This is a genomic window from Pseudomonas sp. CCOS 191 (assembly GCF_001007005.1).
In the GTDB taxonomy this organism is placed as follows: Bacteria; Pseudomonadota; Gammaproteobacteria; order Pseudomonadales; family Pseudomonadaceae; genus Aquipseudomonas; species Aquipseudomonas soli.
Map to the genome: position 1 here is coordinate 3,588,799 of NZ_LN847264.1, position 22,733 is coordinate 3,611,531.

Annotated in this window: 20 protein-coding genes; 11 read left to right on the forward strand and 9 right to left on the reverse strand. The window is 63.0% G+C overall.

Annotation, left to right across the window (positions count from 1 at the left end; translation table 11 throughout):
* Positions 1–71 precede the first annotated feature (71 nt).
* Positions 72–446 carry a DUF2784 domain-containing protein gene (locus CCOS191_RS15825; protein WP_046856036.1) on the forward strand — a complete coding sequence of 125 codons (375 nt, stop codon included), beginning with the start codon at positions 72–74 and terminating at the stop codon, positions 444–446.
* Here the strand turns inward: CCOS191_RS15825 and tam are convergent.
* Both tam and CCOS191_RS15835 read right to left on the reverse strand, forming a co-directional pair.
* Positions 423–1,199 carry a trans-aconitate 2-methyltransferase gene (tam, locus tag CCOS191_RS15830; RefSeq protein WP_046856037.1) on the reverse strand — a complete coding sequence of 259 codons (777 nt, stop codon included), beginning with the start codon at positions 1,197–1,199 and terminating at the stop codon, positions 423–425. The two genes, CCOS191_RS15825 and tam, sit on opposite strands and share 24 nt — an antisense overlap.
* A gap of 144 nt (positions 1,200–1,343) precedes the next feature.
* Positions 1,344–2,753: an amino acid permease gene (locus CCOS191_RS15835; protein ID WP_046856038.1), complete on the reverse strand. Its 1,410-nt coding sequence runs from the start codon at positions 2,751–2,753 to the stop codon at positions 1,344–1,346.
* Between the two features lie 438 nt (positions 2,754–3,191).
* On the opposite strand from CCOS191_RS15835, the gene CCOS191_RS15840 reads away from it, so the two are divergent.
* Together CCOS191_RS15840 and CCOS191_RS27475 are read left to right on the forward strand one after the other, a co-directional pair.
* Positions 3,192–4,616 (forward strand): aminotransferase-like domain-containing protein, encoded by a 1,425-nt coding sequence (locus CCOS191_RS15840; protein WP_046856039.1) that lies wholly within the window; start codon positions 3,192–3,194, stop codon positions 4,614–4,616.
* Positions 4,617–4,870: 254 nt separating this feature from the next.
* Positions 4,871–5,671: an RHS repeat-associated core domain-containing protein gene (locus tag CCOS191_RS27475; RefSeq protein ID WP_082120437.1), complete on the forward strand. Its 801-nt coding sequence runs from the start codon at positions 4,871–4,873 to the stop codon at positions 5,669–5,671.
* 354 nt (positions 5,672–6,025) lie between these two features.
* On the opposite strand, the gene CCOS191_RS15845 is transcribed toward CCOS191_RS27475, so the two are convergent.
* Genes CCOS191_RS15845 through CCOS191_RS15855 form a run of 3 tightly spaced genes read right to left on the reverse strand, consistent with a single transcriptional unit; the run spans position 6,026 to position 9,625 of the window.
* The gene (locus tag CCOS191_RS15845; RefSeq protein ID WP_046856040.1) at positions 6,026–7,063 is read right to left on the reverse strand and encodes a histone deacetylase family protein; all 1,038 of its coding nucleotides are present in this window, start codon (positions 7,061–7,063) and stop codon (positions 6,026–6,028) included.
* On the reverse strand, positions 7,063–8,304 hold the full coding sequence (locus CCOS191_RS15850; RefSeq protein WP_046856041.1) for a Zn-dependent hydrolase: 1,242 nt from the start codon (positions 8,302–8,304) through the stop codon (positions 7,063–7,065). Before CCOS191_RS15850 ends, CCOS191_RS15845 begins: the two co-directional genes overlap by 1 nt.
* A gap of 16 nt (positions 8,305–8,320) precedes the next feature.
* Positions 8,321–9,625, reverse strand: a complete 1,305-nt coding sequence (locus tag CCOS191_RS15855; RefSeq protein WP_046856042.1) for an MFS transporter — start codon at positions 9,623–9,625, stop codon at positions 8,321–8,323.
* A gap of 183 nt (positions 9,626–9,808) precedes the next feature.
* On the opposite strand from CCOS191_RS15855, the gene CCOS191_RS15860 reads away from it, so the two are divergent.
* Positions 9,809–10,726 (forward strand): LysR family transcriptional regulator, encoded by a 918-nt coding sequence (locus CCOS191_RS15860; RefSeq protein WP_046856043.1) that lies wholly within the window; start codon positions 9,809–9,811, stop codon positions 10,724–10,726.
* Between the two features lie 8 nt (positions 10,727–10,734).
* Here CCOS191_RS15860 and CCOS191_RS15865 read toward each other — a convergent pair whose 3' ends face one another.
* From CCOS191_RS15865 to CCOS191_RS15875, 3 genes are all read right to left on the reverse strand, one after another.
* Positions 10,735–11,019: a type II toxin-antitoxin system RelE family toxin gene (locus tag CCOS191_RS15865; protein ID WP_046856044.1), complete on the reverse strand. Its 285-nt coding sequence runs from the start codon at positions 11,017–11,019 to the stop codon at positions 10,735–10,737.
* Positions 11,009–11,254, reverse strand: coding sequence for a type II toxin-antitoxin system Phd/YefM family antitoxin (locus tag CCOS191_RS15870; protein ID WP_046857823.1), 246 nt, complete (start codon positions 11,252–11,254; stop codon positions 11,009–11,011). The genes CCOS191_RS15865 and CCOS191_RS15870 overlap by 11 nt, the downstream gene beginning before the upstream one ends.
* A gap of 79 nt (positions 11,255–11,333) precedes the next feature.
* Positions 11,334–12,074, reverse strand: coding sequence for a hypothetical protein (locus CCOS191_RS15875; protein WP_046856045.1), 741 nt, complete (start codon positions 12,072–12,074; stop codon positions 11,334–11,336).
* A gap of 364 nt (positions 12,075–12,438) precedes the next feature.
* Between CCOS191_RS15875 and CCOS191_RS15880 the strand changes: the two genes are divergently transcribed.
* From CCOS191_RS15880 to CCOS191_RS15905, 6 genes are all read left to right on the forward strand, one after another.
* Positions 12,439–15,834, forward strand: coding sequence for an Ig-like domain-containing protein (locus CCOS191_RS15880; RefSeq protein ID WP_046856046.1), 3,396 nt, complete (start codon positions 12,439–12,441; stop codon positions 15,832–15,834).
* A 170-nt stretch (positions 15,835–16,004) separates the two neighbouring features.
* The gene (locus CCOS191_RS15885) at positions 16,005–16,973 is read left to right on the forward strand and encodes an SCO family protein (protein ID WP_046856047.1); all 969 of its coding nucleotides are present in this window, start codon (positions 16,005–16,007) and stop codon (positions 16,971–16,973) included.
* 118 nt (positions 16,974–17,091) lie between these two features.
* On the forward strand, positions 17,092–18,030 hold the full coding sequence (locus CCOS191_RS15890; RefSeq protein WP_046856048.1) for a hypothetical protein: 939 nt from the start codon (positions 17,092–17,094) through the stop codon (positions 18,028–18,030).
* A 121-nt stretch (positions 18,031–18,151) separates the two neighbouring features.
* Positions 18,152–19,429, forward strand: coding sequence for a bifunctional O-acetylhomoserine aminocarboxypropyltransferase/cysteine synthase (locus tag CCOS191_RS15895; RefSeq protein WP_046856049.1), 1,278 nt, complete (start codon positions 18,152–18,154; stop codon positions 19,427–19,429).
* Positions 19,430–19,492: 63 nt separating this feature from the next.
* The gene (locus tag CCOS191_RS15900) at positions 19,493–20,257 is read left to right on the forward strand and encodes a hypothetical protein (RefSeq protein ID WP_046856050.1); all 765 of its coding nucleotides are present in this window, start codon (positions 19,493–19,495) and stop codon (positions 20,255–20,257) included.
* Positions 20,258–20,465: 208 nt separating this feature from the next.
* Positions 20,466–20,975 carry a hypothetical protein gene (locus tag CCOS191_RS15905; RefSeq protein WP_046856051.1) on the forward strand — a complete coding sequence of 170 codons (510 nt, stop codon included), beginning with the start codon at positions 20,466–20,468 and terminating at the stop codon, positions 20,973–20,975.
* Between the two features lie 58 nt (positions 20,976–21,033).
* Here CCOS191_RS15905 and CCOS191_RS15910 read toward each other — a convergent pair whose 3' ends face one another.
* On the reverse strand, positions 21,034–21,330 hold the full coding sequence (locus tag CCOS191_RS15910; protein ID WP_046856052.1) for a DUF3077 domain-containing protein: 297 nt from the start codon (positions 21,328–21,330) through the stop codon (positions 21,034–21,036).
* Between the two features lie 362 nt (positions 21,331–21,692).
* On the opposite strand from CCOS191_RS15910, the gene CCOS191_RS15915 reads away from it, so the two are divergent.
* On the forward strand, positions 21,693–22,598 hold the full coding sequence (locus CCOS191_RS15915) for an AraC family transcriptional regulator (protein ID WP_046856053.1): 906 nt from the start codon (positions 21,693–21,695) through the stop codon (positions 22,596–22,598).
* Positions 22,599–22,733 lie beyond the last annotated feature (135 nt).

A 22,733-nucleotide genomic window follows, 5' to 3' on the forward strand; every position in this document is an offset into this window, starting at 1 on the left:
CAACCTCAGAAACAAAAACCCGAAAAACCATGACAAGCTAACCCATCTCCCCCAGCAAGGCCCCACCCACCATGTTCCACCGCCTGGCCGCCGACACCCTGGTCCTGTTCCACCTCTCGTTCATCCTGCTCGTCCTGTTCGGCGGCCTGCTGGTGCTCTGGCGCCGCCGCGCCCTGCTGATCCACCTCCCCGCCCTAGCCTGGGGCCTGGCCGTGGAAGGCCTGCACCTGGAATGCCCCCTGACCGACTGGGAAAACCACCTGCGTAAAGCCGCCGGCGACGCCGGCTACCACGGCGGTTTCGTCGAACACTACATCTGGCCCGTGATCTACCCCACCGGCCTGACCCCACAGATCCAGCTGTGGCTGGGCACCATCGTGCTGGCGCTCAACCTCGGCATCTATACCTATGTGCTCTGGCGCCTAACGCGTAGCCACCACAAATAGCCGCGGGAACGGCAACAACACCCGACCGTCGCTGGCCGCCGGGTAGTCATGTTGCATGGCCTGCAGATACAACTGCAGAAAACCCGCCTGCTCCTGCTCATCCAGCCGCGCCAGGTAAGGCCGCAACGCAGAGCCCTTGAACCACTCCACCACCGCCTCGGCGCCACCGATCAAGGGGTGGTGATAGGTGGTGCGCCACACATCCACCCGCGCGCACAAAGGGCTGAGCAAATCGTAATAGAACCCCGCGTTGTGCCGCGGCGGCAGGCTGAAGTCAGCGAACTTGTCGGCCCAAGGTCCTTGGCTGGCAATCTCGCGCAAGCGGCGATGAGCCGGCTCGTCGAGGTTGTCCGGCGTCTGCACGGCCAGGCTCGCCCCCTCGTTCAGTTGCCGCACCAGATGCGGATACAGGCTGGCATGGTCCGGCACCCACTGCAGCGAAGCGTTGGCGAGAATCAGGTCCTGGGGCACCTGGGCCGCCCAGCCGGCGATCTCGCCAATCTCGCAACGCACCCGTGGAATGCTCAAGCGTGGCCGCTGCCGGGCCTTGTCGACCATGTCCGGATCGCTGTCCAGGGCGACGACCTGCGCATCGGGGCAACGTTGCAGCAACACTTCGGTGGAGTTGCCCGGACCGCAGCCAAGGTCGGTGGCGTGGCGCACCGGGCGCGTCGGCACGGCGGCAAGCAGGTCACGTACGGCACGGGTGCGTTCGTCTTCGAACAGCGAATACTGGGTGGCGGACCAGGACATGGGACGACTCCTTGTAGGGCAATTGCGTGCAGCATAAGCCATGTCGGCACCACGCAACGTAGGGATGATCCGATTGGCCCAGGCGAAAATGAAAACGGCCGGTCCCTTGACGAGGACCGGCCGTTGCGCGAAACGCTACCGCAGTCAGTGACGCTTGGCGGTACGCATCTGGTGCACCACACCCATGGCCACCACGATGGCCGCAGCGATGCCGGTGGAGATCACCAGGATCTGGTAGTCAGGCATGAAGGCCATGGTCACCAGCGCCGCCACGATGAATACGATCACCAGGTAGGTCAGCCACGGGAACAACCACATCTTCAGGCGCACTTCCTTGCCCTCGGCCACCAGCTTGCGGCGCATGCGCAGCTGCGAGAAGGCGATCACCAGGTACACCAGCAAGGCGATCATGCCGGTGGTGTTCATCAGGGTTTCCAGCACGTCTTTCGGGCGCAGGGTGTCGCTGAAGTTGATCAGCGCGCAGAACACCGCCACCAGGCACGAGCCGATGATCGCGTTCACCGGCACGCCGGTGCCGGTGCGGGTGAACTTGAACAGGCGCGGCGCGTCGCCACGCTGGGCCAGGGAGAACAGCATGCGCGAGGCGGTGTAGTGGCCGGAGATCAGGCAACTGCTCACCGAGGTCAGCACCACGAAGTTCATCAGCAGCTCAGCATACGGCACGCCCAGCAGCTCCAGGGTGCGGCGGTAGGCGCCATAACCGGAGACGCCCAGGTGCGGGTCGTTCCACGGCACCAGGCAGACGATCAGGAAGATCGAGCCGACATAGAACAGGCACACCCGCCAGACCACCGAGTTGGTCGCCTTGACGATCTGGGTGGCCGGGTCCTTCGCTTCGGAGGCGGCGATGGTGACGATCTCGGCGCCGAGGAAGGCGAACATCACCCCCAGCAAGGCGCCGATCACCGTGGTGATGCCGTTGGGCATGAAGCCTTCGGCGGTCAGGTGGCTGATGCCGCGCACCTCGCCGAACTGCCAGACGTTCATCACCGCGGCGGTGCACACCACCAGGAAGCAGACGATCGCCACCACCTTGATCAGCGCGAACCAGAACTCGAACTCGCCATAGTGCTTGACGTTGAAGAAGTTGACGGTGATCAGCAGCAGGGTCGTGGCCAGCACGAACACGTTGACGCTCACGTCGGGGAAGAAGCCGTGCAGGATCTTGCCCGCCACATAGGCCTCCCAGGCCATGAGGATCACCCAGTACCACCAGTACAGCCAGCCGATGGTGAAACCGGCCCAGCGGCCGATAGCGCGGTCGGCGTAGGTGGAGAACGAGCCGGTGTCCGGCGAGGAAGTCGCCATTTCACCCAGCATGCGCATGATCAGCACCACCAGGATGCCGCCGGCCAGGTATGCCAGGACAGCAGCCGGGCCGGCGCTGTGGATCACGCTGCCGGAACCGACGAACAAGGCGCCGCCGATCACCCCGGCGATGGACATCATCGTCAGGTGGCGCGACTTGAGCGAGGCACTGAGCTTGCTCTCGTGCCCATCCTTCGCGGTGGTGGATGTGGATGTTGCGTCCATCAGTTATTTACCCCGTGCTTCTTTTTATCCAAGGAAAAACTGTGAAACCCCGATGGTTATCGGTCTCACCTGTACATCAGTGCTACTGCGGGCAGGGAGGTGTGCGCGAGCACACGCAGGCCATCCGTGGCGGCCTGCTTACGCGGCCAGAGGCGACCCTCTGGACGAACTGAACCATGCTGGGGACGGACGAGCAGCGTCCGGCCACGCGGGAAGAAGGTGCGAGGCGGACCTCGACGGTAAAGCAGCGATGTTGTGATTATTCATGGCGCTGTCATGTGCTGTGTTGGCTATATCTGACACGTAATGTAAAAATGTCGAACACATTGAGCCATGCACAGCTGCATGAAAAACGCACTGCACTGTACAGGCCGCCGATGCAATACACCCGCTGTGCCCCGCAGGCGCCTGGCGTCCCGCACACCTGAAGGCCCCCGAATGCTCCAGCTACATCCGGACTCCTCCACCCCGCTGGTCAACCAGATCATCGACGGCTTGCGCGCGCTGATCGACGACCAGACCCTCAAGCCCGGGGCGAAGGTCCCGTCGATCCGGGCGTTCGCCTCGACCTACTCGGTGAGCACCTTCACCGTGGTCGAGGCCTACGACCGCCTGGTGGCCCAGGGGTTACTGGTGAGCAAGGGCAATGCGGGCTTCTTCGTCAATCGTGCGGCGAACGAGCTGCTGGACAAGCACAGCGTCGAGGCCGATACCAGCCGCCCCACGTTCAACTCGGAGTGGTACCTGCAGCAGATCTTCGAGATCCGCCAGCTGCCGTTCAAACCGGGTTGCGGCTGGCTGCCCAACGATTGGATGTACGAGGAAGGCTTGCGCCGAGGCCTGCGCCAGGTCGCCGGCAGCCCGCTGGAGCTGTCCGGCTACGGCGACCCCATGGGCCTGCCGGAATTGCGCGCTTTGACTGCGCAGAACCTGCAGCAGGAACTGTCGATCGTCGCCAACCCGGCGCAGTTGATGCTCACCCACGGCGCCAGCCAGGCCCTGGACCTGGCCGTGCGCACCCTGGTGCGCCCCGGCGACGTGGTGCTGGTGGACGACCCCGGCTACCCCAACCTGATGAGCATCCTGCGCACCCAGGGCGCCACCCTGGTGGGCGTGCCGCGCACCCCGGCCGGCTATGACCTCGACCAGCTCGAGCGCCTGCTGGCCCACCACCGCCCCACGGCCTTCTTCACCCAGCCGCACCTGCACAGCCCAACCTGCTCGCGCACCCCGCTGGCGCAGCTGCACCGCCTGCTGCAGTTGGCCAGCCAGCATGGCTTCCGCCTGGTGGAGAACAACCTCTACGCCGACATGATCGCCGACCCGCTGCCCTGCCTGGCGAGCCTCGACCATCTACAGCAAGTGGTGTACGTGGGCAGCTATTCGAAAAGCATCTCGCCCAACGTGCGCGTCGGCTACCTGCTGGCCAACCCCGAGCTGACCCAGCAACTGCTGCACCTGAAGATGCGTTCGGGCCTGACCACCTCGCAGGTGATGGAGCGGGTGGTGTACGCCGCGATCATCGACGGCCGCTGGCGCAAGCACCTCAAACGCCTGCGCCAGCGCCTGGCCGAGGCGCACCAGGAAGTGGGCCGGCACCTGCATCGGCTGGGTTTCGAGCTGTTCATCGAATCGGATGAGGGGATGTACATCTGGACCCGCCATCCGGCCATCCCCGACAGCGCCGCCCTGCTCGACGATGCGCTGGAGAAAGGCATCATGCTCGGGCCCGGGCAGTTGTTCATGGTCGATGCCAAGGCCACTGGGTGGATGCGCTTCAATGTGGCGTTCAGTACCGACCCGGCGATGTGGGAGTTGCTGGAGAAGGTGTTGGTCAAGCATGTGCGGCGGGGTGGCGTGTAGGGCCAACGCAGAACATGCCCGAGCACGTGGTGAGGCCAGATTTGGGCGATCGTGAACCAGCCGCTTAAGCGCATGCACTGAAATATCGCATCAGCAAAGAAAATTAGACAACTGATAATTCTGTCAGTAGAAGCGAACAGCCAACGCACCGTAGACTTTTCAATCATAAATCGCTGATAAAGACGGAAATGTATGCTCCTTACACCCTCGGTAAACATTGGTCCTTCGCTGCTGACCTTGGGGAGGGGTAAAACATGTCCAAATGGAGAGCACTGATCGCGGCGGACCTGAGCAAATCTTCCTTGGCGATGCTGCAACCTAATGGCTGGACCGGCACCACCTATACCCCGTATGGCGACGCGCCGAAATCTTCATTGGGGCAAGTAAAGTTCAACGGCGGGCGACTGGAGCGAGTGACTGGACACTACCTGCTTGGTAATGGTTATCGAGCATTCAACCCCTTCTTACAACGTTTCAACAGCCCGGACAGCCTGAGTCCCTTTGAAGATGGAGGGCTCAACGCCTACGTATTCGCCTTGAATGATCCAATCAACCGCGTTGACCCAACCGGTCATGTCAGTGGCAAACCCTTGCTGGATCGCGACGGAGTAATTGCAATTGCTAATCGTACATGGAGAGGGAAGCGCCTGACGCTGCTAGCACATGGACTAGCCGGGGTAGTTAAAGTAAAAAAACAAACACTAAACGCAGAACAATTCTATAACTATCTAAACTTGCAAGGTATTAACCTAGATTCCTACAGTCAAATCCATCTTGTCATCTGCCATTCCGCATCTAGCAAGACACCGTCAAGCGTACCATTCGCCCAACAGCTCGCAGACTATAGCCAAACATCTATCATGGCTTATGCCGACCAACCAACTTATGTCACAACCTACTCGCCCAACAGCGAAAAAATGTCTTTAAAAGTATTAAAAACAGACACTCGCTATAGGTACCGAGAAACCCATAATATGAAAAATGAAGGCTCATTTTCTTATGAGCCCCGTAATTTCGAACCCTCGACAACAGCTCACCAAGTTCGCAAATCATAGTACCGCCAGACAGGCCAGACCTAGCGCCAACTACCGCTTCACATCGACATTTACGACACACACAGTGCGTGATCAAATATGAAACCATCAGGACGTAATGCTGTTCCTGATTGCCAACAATCGCAGTAGCTAACGCCCTCGGATTGCCAGGCTCTACACTTTAGGCGACTGGCCACATATCGGTGACATTCAAGGCTTATGAAGTTATTGATGGCATGTGTGACCGAGGCCTGGTCAGCCGAAGCAAGCAGGGTTTCATAACCGACTCCGAACTGACCCAACATTGGAGCGCGTGCCGTACGCTCCACGGACATTTAATCACTCGCTCCACCTCAACAATCGCGGGAGCGGGCTCTACCCGCGAAAGGCCAAGCGCCAATCTCGCTTTTCGCAGAAGAATGCCCGCGCATTCGCCTCCAGGCTCTCCAGGTGGTACCCGCCTTCCTGCACGATCAGGCACGGCAAACGCAACCCACGAATCTGTTCACCCAGCCGGGCGAACCCTTCGGTAGTCACCGCCACTTTGCTCTGCGGGTCCAGCTCGTAGATATCGAAGCCCAGCGAAAGTACCAGCACCTCGGCGCCGAAGTCCTTCACCGCTTGCAACGCAACCTCCAGCTGCGCCATGAAGTCCGCTTCACTCGCCCCGTGGGCCATCGGCAGGTTGAGATTGCAGCCCTCTCCTGCTCCACTACCGCGCTCGTCGGCAAAGCCCGCTACCCCAGGATAGAAATTGGTCGGGTCACCATGCACCGAGACGTACAGCACATCGTCCCGCTCGTAGAAAATCTCCTGGATGCCCTGCCCGTGGTGCATGTCGGTATCCAGGATCGCCACGCGCTGATAGCGGCCGCGCAACACCTGGGCCGCGACGGCGGCGTTGTTCAGATAACAGAAGCCACCGGCAGCGTCGTACCGGCCATGGTGCCCCGGCGGACGGCACAGGGCATAGGCGGCGGATTCTCCGTCAAGGATGGCCTGGGCCGCGGCGACGGCGCTCTGTGCCGACCAGTAGGCCGAACGCCAGGTATGCTCCCCCACCGGGCAACTGCCATCGGCCAGGTAGCGCCCGGCCTGGGCAAGGATGCCGCGCAGGGCGTTGGGTTCGCGGACGAAGATGTTGGACATCACCTCGTCGCCCCAGTCCTCCGGCACTTCTTTCCAACGCGCATGGGCTTCTTCGAGGAACGCCAGGTAGGCCTCGCCATGCACCGCCTTGAGTGGTGCCAGGCCGGCATCCTCGGGTTTGCGGATATCGAAGCCAAGGTCATTGGCGGCCTGCAGCAGGCGCTGGGCGCGCTCGGGGACTTCCTGCGGGGTGCGCATGGCGCCGCGCGAATAGTAGCTGCGCGGGTGGTGGAGCAATTGTTCAGGGTGGAAATAGCAGCGCATCAGGCTTCTCCTTCGACAACCTGGCCGGCACGGGCCAGCACGGCGTTGAGCAATACATCGGCGCCTTGGCGGGCATCCTCGGGCAGCACATCCTCGGCTTCGTTGTGGCTCAGCCCACCGACGCAGGGGATGAACACCATCGCCGTGGGGCAGTAGCGCGCCAGCAGGATCGCGTCATGGCCGGCGCCGCTGACGATGGACTGCTGGCTGTAGCCCAGGCCATCCACCGCTTGCTGCACGGCGGCCACGCAGTCGGCGTCGAACGGCGTGGCCGGGCTGACCCAGTGGCGCTCGATGCGCACCGCCAGGCCACGCTGGCTGGCGATGGCCTGCAACTGCAGGCTGATATCGCGCTCCATGGCGTCGATGGCCTCGTCGCGGTGATGACGCAGGTCGAGGGTGAAGCGCACCAGGCCGGGAATGGTGTTGCGCGACGACTTGGCGATGCTCAGCTCACCCACCGTGGTCAGGGCCTCGGGGGCGAAGTCGCAGGCCAGCTGTTCGATGGCCTGGATCATCCGTGCCACGCCGTACAAGGCGTCCTTGCGCAGCTTCATCGGCGTGGTGCCGGCATGCGCGGCCATGCCTTCGACGGTCACGTCGAGCCAGCGGATTGCCTGACCGCCGCTGACCACACCGATGCTCCTGGCGTTGTCCTCGAGGATCGGGCCCTGTTCGATATGCGCCTCGAAATAGGCGTCCACCTTGCCGCCCAGCGGGCGCTGGCCGGCATAACCGGTACGCGCCAGTTCATCGGCGACGCTGATGCCGTCGGCATCGCGGATCGCCAGGGCCTGGGCCAGCGGCAAGGTGCCGGTGAACACCGCCGAGCCGAACATGGCCGGGGTGAAGCGGGCGCCCTCCTCGTTGGTCCACACCGCGATTTCCAGCGGTTTGCGGGTACGGATACCCAGATCGTTCAGGCGGCGCACCACTTCCAGCCCGGCCAGCACGCCGTAGACGCCGTCGAAACGCCCGCCCTCGGGCTGGGTGTCGAGGTGGCTGCCCATCATCACCGGCGCGGCGTGCGGGTCGCTGCCTTCGCGGCGGGCGAACAGGTTGCCGATGGCATCCACGCTCAGGCTCAGCCCGGCCTCGCGGCACCAGCGGCCGAACAGTTCACGCCCGGCCTTGTCCTCGTCGCTCAGGGCCAGGCGGCAGCTGCCGCCGCGGGCGGTGGCGCCGATTTCGGCCATGGCCATCAGGCTCGCCCACAGGCGATCGCCATTGCTTTTCAACATTGCGGATACTCCAGATTCAGGCCAGCTCGAGCTGGCGGCCAAGGGCGTAGCGGCGCGCCAGCGCCAGCACGCAGACCAGGGAAGTGCAGGCGATCAGGCTGTAGAAGACCGCCATCGGCCACCATTGGCCGCTGAAACTGTGGGCCAGCCAGGTACCGATCAGCGGGGTCAGGCCACCAGCAATGGCGCCGCACACCTGATAGGCCAGGGAGATGGCGGTGTAGCGCACGCGGGTGGCGAACATGCCGCTGACATAGCCTGCGATCACTGCGTAGAACGACGCCATGCACGCCGCCGCCAGGGCGATGCCGAGTACGATCAGCGGGCCTTCGCCGCTGCTCACCAGCACGAACATCGGGTACGGCGAGGCCATCGCCAGCAGCGCCATCAGGGCCAGGAAGCGCGTGGCGCCGAGCCGCTCGGACAGCCACGCCGCCAACGGCTGCACGCAGAACTGGATGATCGCCACGAAGAACAGGCATTCGAGGATCAGCGAGCGCTCCAGGTGCAACTGCTGGGTGGTGTAGCTGATCATGAAGGTATTGGTGAAATAGACCCCGGCGATGCCCAGGGTGTTGGCGCCGATGCACAGCAGCAGCGGCCGCCAGGCGCTGCGCAACACTTCCAGCACTGGTGCCTGCTCCTTACGCCGGGCCTGTTCGGCCTGCTCACGGCTGGCGAGGAACTCGGGCGACTCGTTGACCCCCAGGCGGATTGCCAGGCCCACCAGCAGCAACAGCGCGCTGGCCAGGAACGGCACGCGCCAGCCCCAGCTCATCAGGTCGTCTTCCGGCAGGCGGGTGACCGCGCTGAACGCCAGCAGCGACAGGATCAGGCCTGCCGGGCTACCCAGCTGGGCGAACGAGGCGAAGAAGTTGCGCCGGCCCTTGGGCGCATGCTCCCCGGCCATCAGCACCGCCCCACCCCACTCGCCGCCCACGGCGATGCCCTGGACCACGCGCAACAGGATCAGCAGCACCGGCGCGCTGGCGCCGATCTGCGCGTAGGTCGGCAGCAGGCCGATGGCGACGGTGACCACGCCCATCATCAGCAAGGTGATGATCAGCGATTTCTTGCGCCCGATACGGTCGCCAATATGGCCGAAGATGATGCCGCCCAAGGGCCGGGCGAAGAAGCCCACGGCAAAGGTGCCGAAGGCAGCCATGGTGCTGAACAGGCTGTTGTCGGAGGGGAAGAACAAGGCACCGAACACCAGCGCGGCGGCGGTGGCGTAGATGTAGAAGTCGTACCACTCGATCATGGTGCCGATGAACGCGGCGGCGGCGGCACGGCGCGGTTGGGGCGAAGCGGCGGGCTTCATGGGTGGCTCCTTTGGTTGTTTTTCTGGCAGGAGTGGTTCAGGTCACGGTGGCGCTCTGGCGGCGCCTGGGTCGGGCTCCGCGAAGAGGCCCGCACTGCTGGAGATCATTCATCGCGGGCGCCTATAATTCAATTTTCTATTTATTATTCGAACTATTAACCACGCTTATCATCGAGCCCGACCATGCCCGACCGCCTGCTCAACGACCGCCTCGACTGGAACCTGCTGCGCACCTTCCGCGTCATCGGCCAGGAACTGTCGATCAGCCGCGCCGCCGCCCGCCTGCACCTTACCCAGCCCGCCGTGAGCCAGGCGCTCAAGCGCCTCGAGGAGCAACTCGGGCGCCAGCTCATCGCCCGCCGTGGACCGCGCTTCGTGCTGACCGAAGTGGGCGAGCAGTTGTTCCAGCTGGCTGGCGAGGTGTACGGGCAGATGTCGCAGATCGGCGGCCTGCTGGAGCAGCCGGCGGACGAACTGGTGGGCAAGGTGCGCCTGTTGATGATCAGCCGTATCGTCAGCGAACGCTTCGACGACTTCCTCGCCGACTTCCACCGCCAGCACCCGCGGGTGGAGCTGGAGATCGACGTGATGCGCAGCTCCGACATCGTCGCCGCCCTGCAGGAAAAAACCGCCACCGCCGGCCTCAGCCTCAACCGCCGGCCCCAGCCACGGCTGGAGCAGCGGTTGTTCCTGCGCCAGCGCTACGCGTTCTTCTGCGGCAAGCACCACGCGCTGTTCGGTCAGGCCGAAGGCGACCTGCAGCGGGAGAATTTCGTCAGTTTCACCAGCGACCAGATTGGCGGCATGCTCTCGCCGCTGACTATCTTCCGCGACCAGCAGGGCTTCGCCGGGCGCATCGTCGCCTCGTCGCCGAGCCTGGAAGAGGTGCGCCGCCTGGTGATCGCCGGCTTCGGTATCGGCTGCCTGCCCGAGCATGTGGTGGCGCCGGATGTGGACGCAGGGTTGTTGTGGAAACTGCCGCCGCAGGAGGGCATTGCCGACGTCGACATCCACCTGTTGTGGAACAAGGACCAGCGCATGAGCCGCGCTGAAAGCCTGTTCGTCGAGGCCTTGCTGTCGGCCGCCACACCTGTGATCTAGCGGCAATCCTATAGGCGATCAGCGGCCGAGCGGTAGGCTTGCCCACGTTCGCGCTTGCCTATCGCCACGACCACGACAACTACCCGATCATCCTCGACGCGGTAGACCACCCGATAGCCGCTGGCCTTGAGCTTGATCTTGAAATGGTCAGGCAAATCACGCATTGCATCCGCCCCAACCCTGGGCGAGAGCAGACGCTCCTTGAGTTTTCTCCTGGCTTGCTCGCGCACGGTGTGCCCCAGCTTCTTCCATTCTTTCAGCGCCGAAGGCAGAAACTCGAGCTTATAAGTCATCCAGTTCGACCGGGATGCCTTTCTCTCCCGCACGCGCCTTTACCAATGCCGCAAGTTCCATGTCTTCCAGTCGCTCCATCATCGCCTCGTAGAGTTCAGCGGGCACCATGTAACCCATGACGCGATTATGGTTGAGAACGGCCACCGGCTTCCCCTGCGCATCGGCCATCACCGCCGTAGGATTCTTCTTTAGTTCCGAGACGCTGACGGTCACGTCGGCAAAGATGTTCTGCATATCGATCGCCCTCATTCAAGAGCCATAGATTGGTCTGAATTCAGGTCTTTTTCAAGCCGGCGTGCCATAGGCCTATCGCCTACAGGCTATGTGATACCCCGGCAACCCGTGCCCGCCCCAACCAGATATACGCCAGCGCCAGCAACCCCAGCCCCAGCGCGGCGAACACCGCCACCACCACCTGACTGTAGCGCGCCAGCAGCGCCGGGAACCCCGTCACTTCACGAACCACCTGGATATCGGCACTGCCATCGGCATCGCGAATACTGATCCCACCCTGGCGGATCTGCGAATAGTCAGCATCGAAGTACACCCAGACCTTGCTCTCGCTCACCCCGTCAATGGCCGGCAGGTCGATGCTGCTGGTCGGCGTCGGCACCAGCGTGTCGTTGCCGGCCGCATCGCGCACCTGCACCAGCCCCTTGGCCGGCAGGCGAATGTGCACGGCCTTGAGCGGTACACGGGCGGGGTTGGACAGCTCGATGAGCAGACCGGTGCGGTGGTCCACCAGGCCGGCCTCGAAGGGCCTGGCGAACAGGTGCAGATACGGCGCCTGGGCCAGATCGACCAGTTTGTCGATTTGCGGGTGGCTGAGGGCGCCTGCGCCGATCTCGCTGATCTGGGCATGCAGCCGCTCGTACTTGAGCAGGTCGTTGGCCTGGCTGATGCGCTCATTGAACTGGCCCGGGTAGGTGAGATGGGCGTAGGTCAGGCGCGCCTGCAGGCGGTCGTCGTCACGCAACGCCATATAGAACGTGGCGGCGACGGCAACCAGGGCCAGCAGGCCCACCAGGGATTTACCGACTTTTTCCCAACTCACCTTGAAGGTTCCTTGTTTGATGGGCGTGACGAGACGCAAGGCAGGCAAGGGTGCCAAGAACACCCGTTGCGGGCAAGGCCTGGCTGCCTATGGCGACACTATCGCGGGGCAAGCCCGCGACAGGAGCCTAGCCCACCTCGTGTTCGAGAAGTGGGGAGCATTCCCCACCCAGCCCTGGGTGTCTATCCCCAGGTTTGTGGCAACTGCCCGAGCGTGTCTCATTCGCACCTTTGCAACATCTTGAAACACGTGGCGTTTAGCCATTTGTCGATTGGCACAGCGGTTGCTGACCTCTGTTCAAGGCACATCGCCACTTATCACAGTGGCAACAGATGCCAACCTGCACAACACGGGGCACACGGCAATGAAGAAACCAGCTGCAACATCGACCCAGATGTTCAGGTTGTCCTCCGTCACGGCGTTGCTGCTCAGCCTCGGGCTGGCCAGCGCGTTCGCCGGGTCGCTGGACGACGTGAGCCAACCACCACCCACCGACCCCTCGGCCTTCAGCGACCCGGCCGCCGACCCAGTGGCCCAGGCCGCCGCACTGGAAGCCTTGAAGTCGATGCCCGAGGCCAACGAAGGGTCGCTGGAACTGAGCAACGGTGCCTACGGCACCCGCGCCACGGTGACCAGCAACAACGTGCTGCCCCCCACCCTGCAGACTTCACGCAAGTACCCCACCAACGGCAAGCCCAGCCCGCTGTTTGGCGCCGAGCCGTTCACCCAGCAACTGCTGCTGTTCGAAGAATTCGGCCCGGAGAAACTCGACCCGGCCACCCCGCCCTACAGCCTGACCTTCCCGCCCCCCGTGATCGGTGCCGCGCCCGCCCAGGACCCGGACTACGCCGCGCGCAGCAGCCCCAACGGCAATGCCCTGGAGGCGTTCCTCACCCAGCCGGGGCTGACACCGTTCCCGTCGCAGTACGCCAACGTGCTCGACCGCAACCCGTGGAAGGCGCAGATCGAGATGTTCCTCAACCGCAGCGGGGTCGGCTCGCCCGCCGAGGGCCGCCCGCCAGGAAAAGGCTGGTCGCACCAGCGCTGGAACGAGTTCTACCCCCAGGCCGCATTCAAGACCGCGCAGGCCGGCGCGCGCATCAACCAGGGCCTGCGCGACCGCAAGCAACTGCACAACTACGCCAAGGGCGAATTCGCCCCCGGCGGGCTGTACTACCAGACCTCCGACATCCCCACCACCCTGGGCACCACCAAGGGCATCGATACCCGCTTCCATCCGAAGATGCCCTTGCAGGGCCACAAGGCGCTGTGGACCTTCGACGGCACCTTCCCGGTCAAGCTGCTGATGGTGCGCTATGGCCAACCGGTGCTGATGCGCCACTACAACGCCCTGCCGATCGACCCCTCGGCCAACAACGGCTTCGGCCTGCACACCATCTCCACCCACGAGCACAACGGCCACTCGCCGGCCGAGAGCGACGGCTTCGCCAACGCCTACTTCTTCCCCGGCCAGTACTATGACTACCGCTGGCCGATCCAGCTGGCCGGCTACGACACCATCAACACCCGCGCCCAGGACCCGCGCGCCGCCTTCCCCTGCGCGCCGGGCGAAACCCTGTACGTCAACGATGCCTCCCCGGGCCTCAAGACCTGCGAGAACGGCAGCATCAAGATTCGCGGCGACTGGCGCGAGACCATGAGCACCCACTGGTTCCACGACCACATGCTCGATTTCACCGCGCAGAACGTCTACAAGGGCAACGCGGTGATGATGAACTACTACTCGGCCATCGACCGTGGCAACGAGGCCCTGCAGGACGGCGTCAACCTGCGCTTCCCCAGCGGCGCGGCGATGCCGTGGGGCAACCGCGACTATGACGTCAACCTGGTGATCGCCGACAAGGCGTGGGACGCCAACGGCCAGTTGTGGTTCAACCCGTTCAACACCGACGGCTTCCTCGGCGACCAGATCCTGGTCAACTGGCAGTACCAACCCAAGCTCAAGGTGCGTGCGCGCAGCTATCGTTTCCGCATTCTCAACGGCTCGGTCTCGCGCTACTTCAAGTTCGCCGTGGTGCGTGAAATCGCCGGCAACAGCGGCGAGTTCAAAGGCCCGAGCGGCTCAAACGTCTCCTATGCCCGCGTGCCGTTCCACATGATCGCCAACGACGGCAATATCATGGAACACGCCGTGCCGTTCGACGGCACCCTCGACCTCAACGGCGACGGCAACCTGCAGGACAACAACGCCATCCTGCCGCTGCAGGGCATCGCCGAACGCTACGACATCATCATCAATTTTGCCAAGAACGGGATCAAGGTCGGCGACAAGCTGTACTTCGTCAACCTCATGGAGCACGACACCGGCAAGGGCCCGAAACAACCCATCGCCCTGGCCGACGTGCTGTCGGGCAAGTACAAGCCCGTGATCAAGCAGACCAGCAACGGCCCGGAATGGGATGGCGGCGACCCGGTGGTCGGCAAGTTCATGCAACTGATCGTACAGCCCTACGCCGGCCAGGACCTCAGCATGGACCCAAGCCTGTATGAACCGGCCAAGCCCGGCAAGGCTGCTGGCCTGGTGATGATCCCCCTGCCGATCGACCGCAACAGCGCCAGTGACCAGGTCAAGATCAAGGCCGCCCGCCACCGCGAATTCATCTTCGGCCGCTCCGACGGCACCGACAGCACCCCCTGGACCATCAAGACCGACGGCGGCTTCGGCTACACCATGGACCCCCGGCGCATCAGCGCTGCCCCGCAACTGGCCAACGAGGCCACCGACGGCGGTTTCAGCGGCGACGGCACCCTGGAAGTGTGGAAGATCAAGAACGGCGGCAACGGCTGGAGCCACCCGGTGCACGTACACTTCGAGGAAGGGGTGATCCTCAGCCGCGACGGCAAGGCTCCGCCGGAATGGGAAAAATGGGCGCGCAAGGACGTCTACCGCATCGGCCCGGACAGCGACTCTTCGGAAGAAGTGGAAATGGCCATCCGCTTCCGTGAGTTTGCCGGCACCTACATGGAACACTGCCACAACACCCAGCACGAAGACACCTCGATGCTGCTGCGCTGGGACCTCGAGCACCCCGGCCAGTTCCAGATGATGCCGACGCCATTACCTGGCTGGGATGGCGTGGAGTATGTCAACTCCGCAGCCCTGCCGACCTTCCGCACCTCGAGCAGCGGCCCGGGCAACGACAGCAACAAGCCGCCGGTGGCGGTCAACGACAGCGCCGCGACCATGGCCGGCAGGCCGATCGTGCTCAACGTGCTGGCCAACGACACCGACCCCGACGGTAACCTGCCGCTGAGCGTCAGCAGCCTGGCCCAGCCCGACTCCGGCCAGGGCACGGTCAGCAGCAACGGTACCCAGGTCACCTACACCCCACCGGCCACCGTCGCCACGGCGTTCACCGCCAGCTTCACCTACGCCGCGCGCGACGCCAAGGGCCTCGAATCCGTGGCCCCGGCCACGGTGAGCATCGCGGTTTCGCCCGCAGTGCCAATGGACGAGATCCAGGTCAGCAGCGCTTCGGTGCAGTTGCGCAGCAACAGCCGCTGGACCTGGGAGATCTCCGGCACCACCTCGGTAGCCGCCGGCAACAGCATCCGGGTGACCACCAACACCACCAGCGGGCCGCTCGACCTGGGCCTGGCAACGCTGAGCGCCAGCGGTTCCGGGGCGCGCTGGAAACTGTCGGTGACCACCACCGGCAGCGGCCCGGCCTCGCCACCGGCGGTAACGGTCAAGTCGGCGCTGGGGCAGAGTGTGACGGTACCGTTGAGTATCAAGTGACGTCGTGCAAGGGGCCGCTGCGCGGCCCTTTCGCCGCGGTTCGTCGCCACGACAAGCCGGCTCCCACAGTTGCTGTGCATGCCTTGTGATCGGCGCTGTACATGTGGGAGCTGGCTTGCCAGCGATGGCCTGCATCGCAGGCCCCATCAGATATCCAAGAGGGTAAGACCATGCCCCACACCTGGCGCCTGCTGCTCCCCCTGCTGATCATCCTCAGCCTGCCCTGCGCCCTGCCCCCGACCAGCGCCAGCGCTGACCCCGACACCCCCTGGGGCGCCGACTACTTCCCCAACATTCCCTTGCTCACCCAGGACGGCCGCCAGGTCCATTTCTTCGACGACCTGATCAAGGACAAGGTGGTTGCCATCAATTTCATCTTCACCGGCTGCGGCGACTCCTGCCCGGTGGAGACCGCCCGCCTGCGCCAGGTACAGAAGCTGCTGGGCGAACGCGTCGGCCAGGACATCTTCATCTACTCGATCAGCATCGATCCCTACAACGACACTCCCGCCACCCTCAAGCGCTACGCGGAAAAATTCGCCATCGGCCCCGGCTGGACCCTGCTCACCGGCGAAGCCGCCGACATCGAACAGCTGCGCCGCAGCCTGGGCCTGTACATCGAAGGCCTGGAGAATGGCCGCAGCAAGGACCACAACCTCAGCCTGATCATCGGCAACCAGGCCACCGGCCGCTGGATGAAGGCCTCGCCCTTCGAAAGCCCGTACATCCTCGCCGACCGCCTGGCCAACAGCCTGCACAACTGGAAAACCGCCAGCGCCCAGCACCGCGACTACACCCAGGCCCCCGACATCCGCCCGCCGAGCAAAGGCGAACAACTGTTCAGGACCCGCTGCTCGTCATGCCATACCCTGGGCGATACCGAGCCAGGCGTCACCCATGGCATCGGCCCGGATCTGCTGGGAGTGACCCGGCAGCGGGACGAGGCCTGGCTCAAGCGCTGGCTGATGGAGCCCGACAGGATGCTGGCGGAGAAAGACCCGTTGGCGATGCTGCTGTATGAACAGTACAACCAGCTGGCTATGCCGAACATGCGCCTGGGTGAAACCGAAATCACCGCCTTGCTCGACTATCTCGATGAGGAAACCCAACGCCGACAAAGCGCATCAGCACAGCGCTGATCACCATGCGAGCAGCAATCCACACTTCAAAAACATCATTTCGCCAGCATCTCGCGCTAAGCTAGCGAGTCACACATTGAGGACCGCCCTGGTATGCCACGCGTACCGGACTAAAACCATGCAACTAATCTCTGCAGCCTGCCCCCTATCAATTTCCAGTGTTGCCAAACAGTACATGTTGTCGCCACTGCTCAGCAGCTCAGGGCCTGATTTTCATTGGAAAATCGTCATTGCTTGGGCGGTCTTTGCGCTTGTGGCGACAGCTGTGCCGTACAAATTCAGGACGACCTGGAGCCAACTGGCGGGGTTCGTGATTGCCACGATTGGCGCTTTGTTCATCTTTTTTTCCGTGGCGGCAGACAGCCTTCAAGCCAAACGAGCGCTGACTGTGCTCACAGAGCAAGTATCAACAATCAATGAAACACTGAAGAACCTAGAGCTAGCGGATAACGTTCGCAGCGTGCTCATGGAAAGCAAAAAGTTCAACATGGACGAAGCGGATTACCACACCGTCCGTATTGACCTGGCGGGGGTGCTTACCAATTTCGCGGCCATGACGCTTGGCGGTTTTGGCGCCGGCATGCTTGCGGCCTTCGTTACCTCCGGAAAATCCCGTAGAAGAGAAGCTCAGGAAGAGGCGTTGGCCTTTGAGTGGCTGAGACGAAACCTACCCCCTTTGTTCAGTTTCGTCATGTTGTCGGCGCTGGCAGACATCGTTGCGCTTACAGTGGTGGCTAACAGTGACTTCATCGCTATCCCCTGCGAGGCGAAATACGTCGGCGCTCTCTTCGGTTTTGTCGTCTCGGTGCTGCTGGTGCTATGCGGCTTCGTTTTAAACGCCACCAGGGCGGTCAGCCCACTCAAACGCGGGGCGTTGGTGCTGATATCGGTGCTGGTGATCGCCATCTATCTACGTGCGACTTATCTATCGGCCCACTATCTGGGGGCGATGCTGCTACTGAATGCGCTGTTGCTGCTGGTTCATCACGACTATAGACAGCGCATCCTGCATGCCTTGTCCCGGATGACGAAGTTCAATCGACATTCACGCAGTTGATCAAATGGTGACCCGGGTGGATGCATAAGTAGCCGGCTTACAGCACCTTCCGCGCGCTTGACCGCCTGCTCGCTCCCGCCCATGCTCGACCGCTTCCACCCCACGCTCAAGGAATGACCGCATGAAGCTGGAAACACTCGCCATCCACGCGGGCTTCAGCCCCGACCCGACCACCAAGGCGGTGGCCGTGCCGATCTACCAGACCACCTCGTTCGCCTTCGACGACACCCAGCACGGCGCCGACCTGTTCGACCTCAAGGTTGCCGGCAATATCTACTCGCGCATCATGAACCCCACCAACGATGTGCTCGAGCAGCGCATGGCCGCCCTCGAAGGCGGGGTTGGCGCGCTTGCAGTGGCCTCGGGCATGGCCGCCATCACCTATGCCATCCAGACCGTCGCCGAGGCCGGCGACAATATCGTCTCGGTGGCCAAGCTGTACGGCGGTACCTACAACCTGCTGGCCCACACCCTGCCGCGCCAGGGCATCACCACCCGCTTCGCCGCCCACGACGACATCGCCGCCCTCGAGGCACTGATCGACGATCGCACCAAGGCAGTGTTCTGCGAGTCCATCGGCAACCCTGCCGGCAATATCGTCGATATCGCCGCGCTGGCCGAGGCCGCCCACCGCCACGGCGTGCCGCTGATCGTCGACAACACCGTGGCCACGCCGATTCTCTGCCGCCCGTTCGAACACGGCGCCGATATCGTCGTGCACTCGCTGACCAAGTACATCGGCGGCCACGGCACCAGCATCGGCGGCATCGTCATCGACTCTGGCAAATTCCCCTGGGCCGATCACAAGCAACGTTTCGCCCTGCTCAACACCCCAGACCCGTCCTACCACGGCGTCACCTACACCGAGGCCTTCGGTCCCGCCGCCTTTATCGGCCGCTGCCGCGTGGTGCCGCTGCGCAACACCGGCGCCGCGCTGTCGCCGTTCAACGCCTTCCTGATCCTGCAAGGCCTGGAGACCCTGGCCCTGCGCATGGAGCGGCATACTGAAAACGCGTTCAAGGTTGCCCGCTACCTGCAGGAACACGACCAGGTGGCCTGGGTGAAATACGCAGGCCTGCCCGATCACCCCGAGCACCAACTGGCCCAGCGCTATACCGGCGGCAAGCCGGCATCGATCCTGTCGTTCGGCATCAAGGGCGGCCAGGCTGCCGGGGCGCGCTTCATCGATGCACTGCAACTGGTGGTGCGCCTGGTGAACATCGGTGACGCCAAGTCGCTGGCCTGCCACCCCGCCTCCACCACCCACCGCCAGCTCAACGACGAAGAGCTGGAAAAGGCCGGCGTGCCGCGGGACATGGTGCGCCTGTCGATCGGTATCGAGCACAGCGACGACATCATCAGCGACCTTGCCCAGGCCCTGGAGGCCAGCCGCGGCTGATCCACCCGCGCCCCACCCAATGCCGACGGCGGGCGCCCCCTTGCAGAACCGGAACCGCGCGCAATGACCCTCTTCTACCTGAAACTCCTCGTCACCCCGCTGCTGATGTGGGCCATCTCACTCGCTTCGCGGCGCTGGGGCGGCCTGCTCGGCGGCTTGCTGTCCGGCCTGCCGATCACCTCGGCGCTGGTTATGACCTTCCTGTGCCTGGAGCAAGGCACGGCCTTCGCCCTGGGCGCGGTGCCGGGTGCGCTGGGTGGGCTGGCGGCCGTGCAGGCCACCTACACCTTCTACCTGTTCGCCACGCGCAAGCTCGGCATCGCGGCGGCGGTATCGCTGGCGATCCTGTTCTATGGCCTGGCGGCCTATGCCTTCACCCACTGGGGCGGGTTGTACCTGTCGGTCGGCGTGGCGCTGCTGCTGATCGGCGTGCTGATCCGCGCCAGCGGCCGCGAGCCCAGGCCCGATACGCTTGCCCGGCCTCGGCACCGTTATTGGGAGATCCCCTTGCGCATGGTGTCCGCCACCGCGCTGCTGATGCTCACCACCAGCCTGGCCAGTTGGCTGGGGCCGGCAACCAGCGGGATGCTGGCGCCGATCCCGGTGATCGCCTGGCCGTTGGTGGTGTTCGCCCATGTACAAGGCGGCCGCGCCGGGATGGCGGCGATGGTGCGGGGCAATGCCATCGGCGCGGTGGGGGTGATTGCGTTCTATCTGGCGATGGCGGGGTTGCTGGAGCGGTTGGGAGTTGCCATGACCATCAGCCTGGCCATGATGTTCGCTGTGGTTTTGACCGTCGCGTTGGCGGCGGCGCTGCGCCGACCATGAACAATCAGCAGTACACTTGCTCGCGTCGCGGATCAAGTACGAGAAAGTGGACTCAGAACCACTCGACAGTGGCAAGCGTATCAGCACCTACTGGAATGCAGTATCGAGTTGCCATGGAAGTCTATCATTTCATCAAAAAAAAGGGAGCAGTAAGTTGCAGACAGGAGTACCAGCGTTATTGAAAAGAGCCTTGGACGATGGACTTTCCATGCCTGTATTCATCGCTTGGTCATTGTTGCTCAGCACAATCATCGAGGCCAGCGGGAAGGAGCAGATTCAAACGTTCTTCGTCAATGTGCTTGAGGAAGGTATTGCTCTGAAGAGCATCATAGCGCTCTCCATAATTGCATTGCTCACCACGGGGATAGCCATTATTTTTTGTCCCTCACCTGGCGGTAAGTGGGAACACATTCTTTGCAGTCCCTCGCGACTCGGCAGGGGAATGAGTGCGACTACGCTGGCCTTCATGATTGGCACACTGCCGGTGCTATGGTTCACCCAAGAATGGCAAACGCTCATACACTTGATGATTCTACCTTTAGGCTGCACCACCTTGTTCTGGATAATTTTTTCAGCAGGGGATTTTGTGATTTACAACGCGAGTCATTTGAGAGAAGAAACCCTTTTCAGGGTATTCAAATGGGCGTTGCCAATCATTTTCTTGGTAACGTGCAGCCTCTTCTACCTGCAAATCATCGGCGGCGCATACGCGAAATAAGATCAAGTGCTTACGCCCCTTCCTGCCTCGGAAGGGGCCGCTCACAGTCTGATCAAATTCAATGGTCGCGATGTTTTTCGGTCGCCGGCAACTGCCCGTCGATCATCGCCTTGGCCATCCCGCTGAGGTAGTACGTGGCGCGCATCAGCGTCTGTGCCTCTTTCGGCTGGCTCAACGCCTGGTACGTGAGCGCGGTGATACAGCCCAGGATGATCGACGTTTCCTGCAGCACCTCGGCCGTCGGCAACCCCGGTATCGCCTGCACCCAGTCGCGTACCGAACGGCGCCGGGTACGGCCGACCAGGCTGACGATTTTCAGTTCGCCGCTGCGCTTTGTTTGTTCGTCCTTGTCCATGACCCCACCCCCTGAAAAAAGAAAGAGCCCGTCGCGTCTCACCGCCCGGGGCCAGCGGGCCAAACCGCGCGATCCCTGCGCGGTGCTCTGCCCAAAGGCCCGGCCAACCCCGGACGGCGAAACACGACGAGCAGGGCGAGACTAAAGGGCCTATTCACTCGCTACAACGGCCTGGCGGGTGGAAAAGCTACCTTTAGGAAAAGGACTACATGAACTACGGAAGAATGGCTGTAGGACCTACAGAATTTGCCTGAGCAACCGCCTGAACAGGTCCATGGCAAAGCACGCGGCTACAACAATGTGCGCTGCTCCGCAACTTCAGGCTACGATGACACCTCGCCCCTCCAGGCCCAGTCACCGCCATGCCCAGAACGAGCAAAGTCACCGACCCGTCCTACGAGCTGATGGACGACCACGAAGGCGCCTCGCTGATCTACCGCCAGCACGGTTTCCCCAGCCCGCTGGTGCGTTGGCACTTCCACAAGGAGTACGAGCTGCACCTGATCGTCGCCAGCGCCGGCAAGGTGTTCATCGGCGACTACATCGGCAATTTCGCCCCCGACACGCTGTTCCTCACCGGCCCCAACCTGCCGCACAACTGGATCAGCCAGGTCGGCCCCGACGAAGTGGTGGGCAAGCGCGACATGCTGGTCAACTTCACTGACGAGGTGCTTGAAGAGGGCAGCCAGGTGTTCGCCGAGCTCACCCAGCTGGCACCGCTGCTGGCGCGGGCACGCTATGGCATCGAGTTCCGCGACCCGGCACTGATCAACGAGAGCCGCCAACTGCTGCAACGTATCGCCGACAGCCGCGGCATGACCCGCCTGGGATACTTTTTTATCCTCATGGAACAGCTCGCCGCCTGCGAGGACTACCAACTGCTGTCCACCGTCACCTCTTCGCAGCTGGCCGACGAACACAACGTCGAGCGTATCAATCGGGCGGTGGACTACATCTTCCAGCACTATGCCCAGGACCTGAGCCAGAACGAGGTGGCCGAGCACCTGGGCATGACGCCGACCTACTTCTCGCGGTTTTTCAAGCAGGCCGCCGGGCGTGGCTTCGTCGAGTTCGTCAACCGGCTGCGGGTGAGCAAGTCGTGCGAGCTGCTGGCCAAGGGCGAACTGCCGGTGACCGAGGTGTGCTTCGAATCGGGCTTCAGCAACCTGTCGAACTTCAACCGACGCTTCCTGCAACTCAAGGGCATGACCCCTTCCGACTACCGCAGCCTGGTGACCCAGCGGCTGACCGAGCAGAACCGCGCCTGATCTTGCCCGGCATCTGGGTGGGAACCTGTAGGAGCGGCTTCAGCCGCGATGCAGGCGCTGCGGTGTCTGGCACCCACTTCGTGGGTGATCGCGGCTGAAGCCGCTCCTGCAGACACTCCGCATCCACTGCAAAAA

Bases quoted from the DNA above. Each gene is read 5' to 3' on its own strand.
- CCOS191_RS15825 (WP_046856036.1), top strand. From the start codon at position 72: ATGTTCCACCGCCTGGCCGCCGACACCCTGGTCCTGTTCCACCTCTCG.
- tam (WP_046856037.1), bottom strand. From the start codon at position 1,199: ATGTCCTGGTCCGCCACCCAGTATTCGCTGTTCGAAGACGAACGCACC.
- CCOS191_RS15835 (WP_046856038.1), bottom strand. From the start codon at position 2,753: ATGGACGCAACATCCACATCCACCACCGCGAAGGATGGGCACGAGAGC.
- CCOS191_RS15840 (WP_046856039.1), top strand. From the start codon at position 3,192: ATGCTCCAGCTACATCCGGACTCCTCCACCCCGCTGGTCAACCAGATC.
- CCOS191_RS27475 (WP_082120437.1), top strand. From the start codon at position 4,871: ATGTCCAAATGGAGAGCACTGATCGCGGCGGACCTGAGCAAATCTTCC.
- CCOS191_RS15845 (WP_046856040.1), bottom strand. From the start codon at position 7,063: ATGCGCTGCTATTTCCACCCTGAACAATTGCTCCACCACCCGCGCAGC.
- CCOS191_RS15850 (WP_046856041.1), bottom strand. From the start codon at position 8,304: ATGTTGAAAAGCAATGGCGATCGCCTGTGGGCGAGCCTGATGGCCATG.
- CCOS191_RS15855 (WP_046856042.1), bottom strand. From the start codon at position 9,625: ATGAAGCCCGCCGCTTCGCCCCAACCGCGCCGTGCCGCCGCCGCCGCG.
- CCOS191_RS15860 (WP_046856043.1), top strand. From the start codon at position 9,809: ATGCCCGACCGCCTGCTCAACGACCGCCTCGACTGGAACCTGCTGCGC.
- CCOS191_RS15865 (WP_046856044.1), bottom strand. From the start codon at position 11,019: ATGACTTATAAGCTCGAGTTTCTGCCTTCGGCGCTGAAAGAATGGAAG.
- CCOS191_RS15870 (WP_046857823.1), bottom strand. From the start codon at position 11,254: ATGCAGAACATCTTTGCCGACGTGACCGTCAGCGTCTCGGAACTAAAG.
- CCOS191_RS15880 (WP_046856046.1), top strand. From the start codon at position 12,439: ATGAAGAAACCAGCTGCAACATCGACCCAGATGTTCAGGTTGTCCTCC.
- CCOS191_RS15885 (WP_046856047.1), top strand. From the start codon at position 16,005: ATGCCCCACACCTGGCGCCTGCTGCTCCCCCTGCTGATCATCCTCAGC.
- CCOS191_RS15890 (WP_046856048.1), top strand. From the start codon at position 17,092: ATGCAACTAATCTCTGCAGCCTGCCCCCTATCAATTTCCAGTGTTGCC.
- CCOS191_RS15895 (WP_046856049.1), top strand. From the start codon at position 18,152: ATGAAGCTGGAAACACTCGCCATCCACGCGGGCTTCAGCCCCGACCCG.
- CCOS191_RS15900 (WP_046856050.1), top strand. From the start codon at position 19,493: ATGACCCTCTTCTACCTGAAACTCCTCGTCACCCCGCTGCTGATGTGG.
- CCOS191_RS15905 (WP_046856051.1), top strand. From the start codon at position 20,466: ATGCCTGTATTCATCGCTTGGTCATTGTTGCTCAGCACAATCATCGAG.
- CCOS191_RS15910 (WP_046856052.1), bottom strand. From the start codon at position 21,330: ATGGACAAGGACGAACAAACAAAGCGCAGCGGCGAACTGAAAATCGTC.
- CCOS191_RS15915 (WP_046856053.1), top strand. From the start codon at position 21,693: ATGCCCAGAACGAGCAAAGTCACCGACCCGTCCTACGAGCTGATGGAC.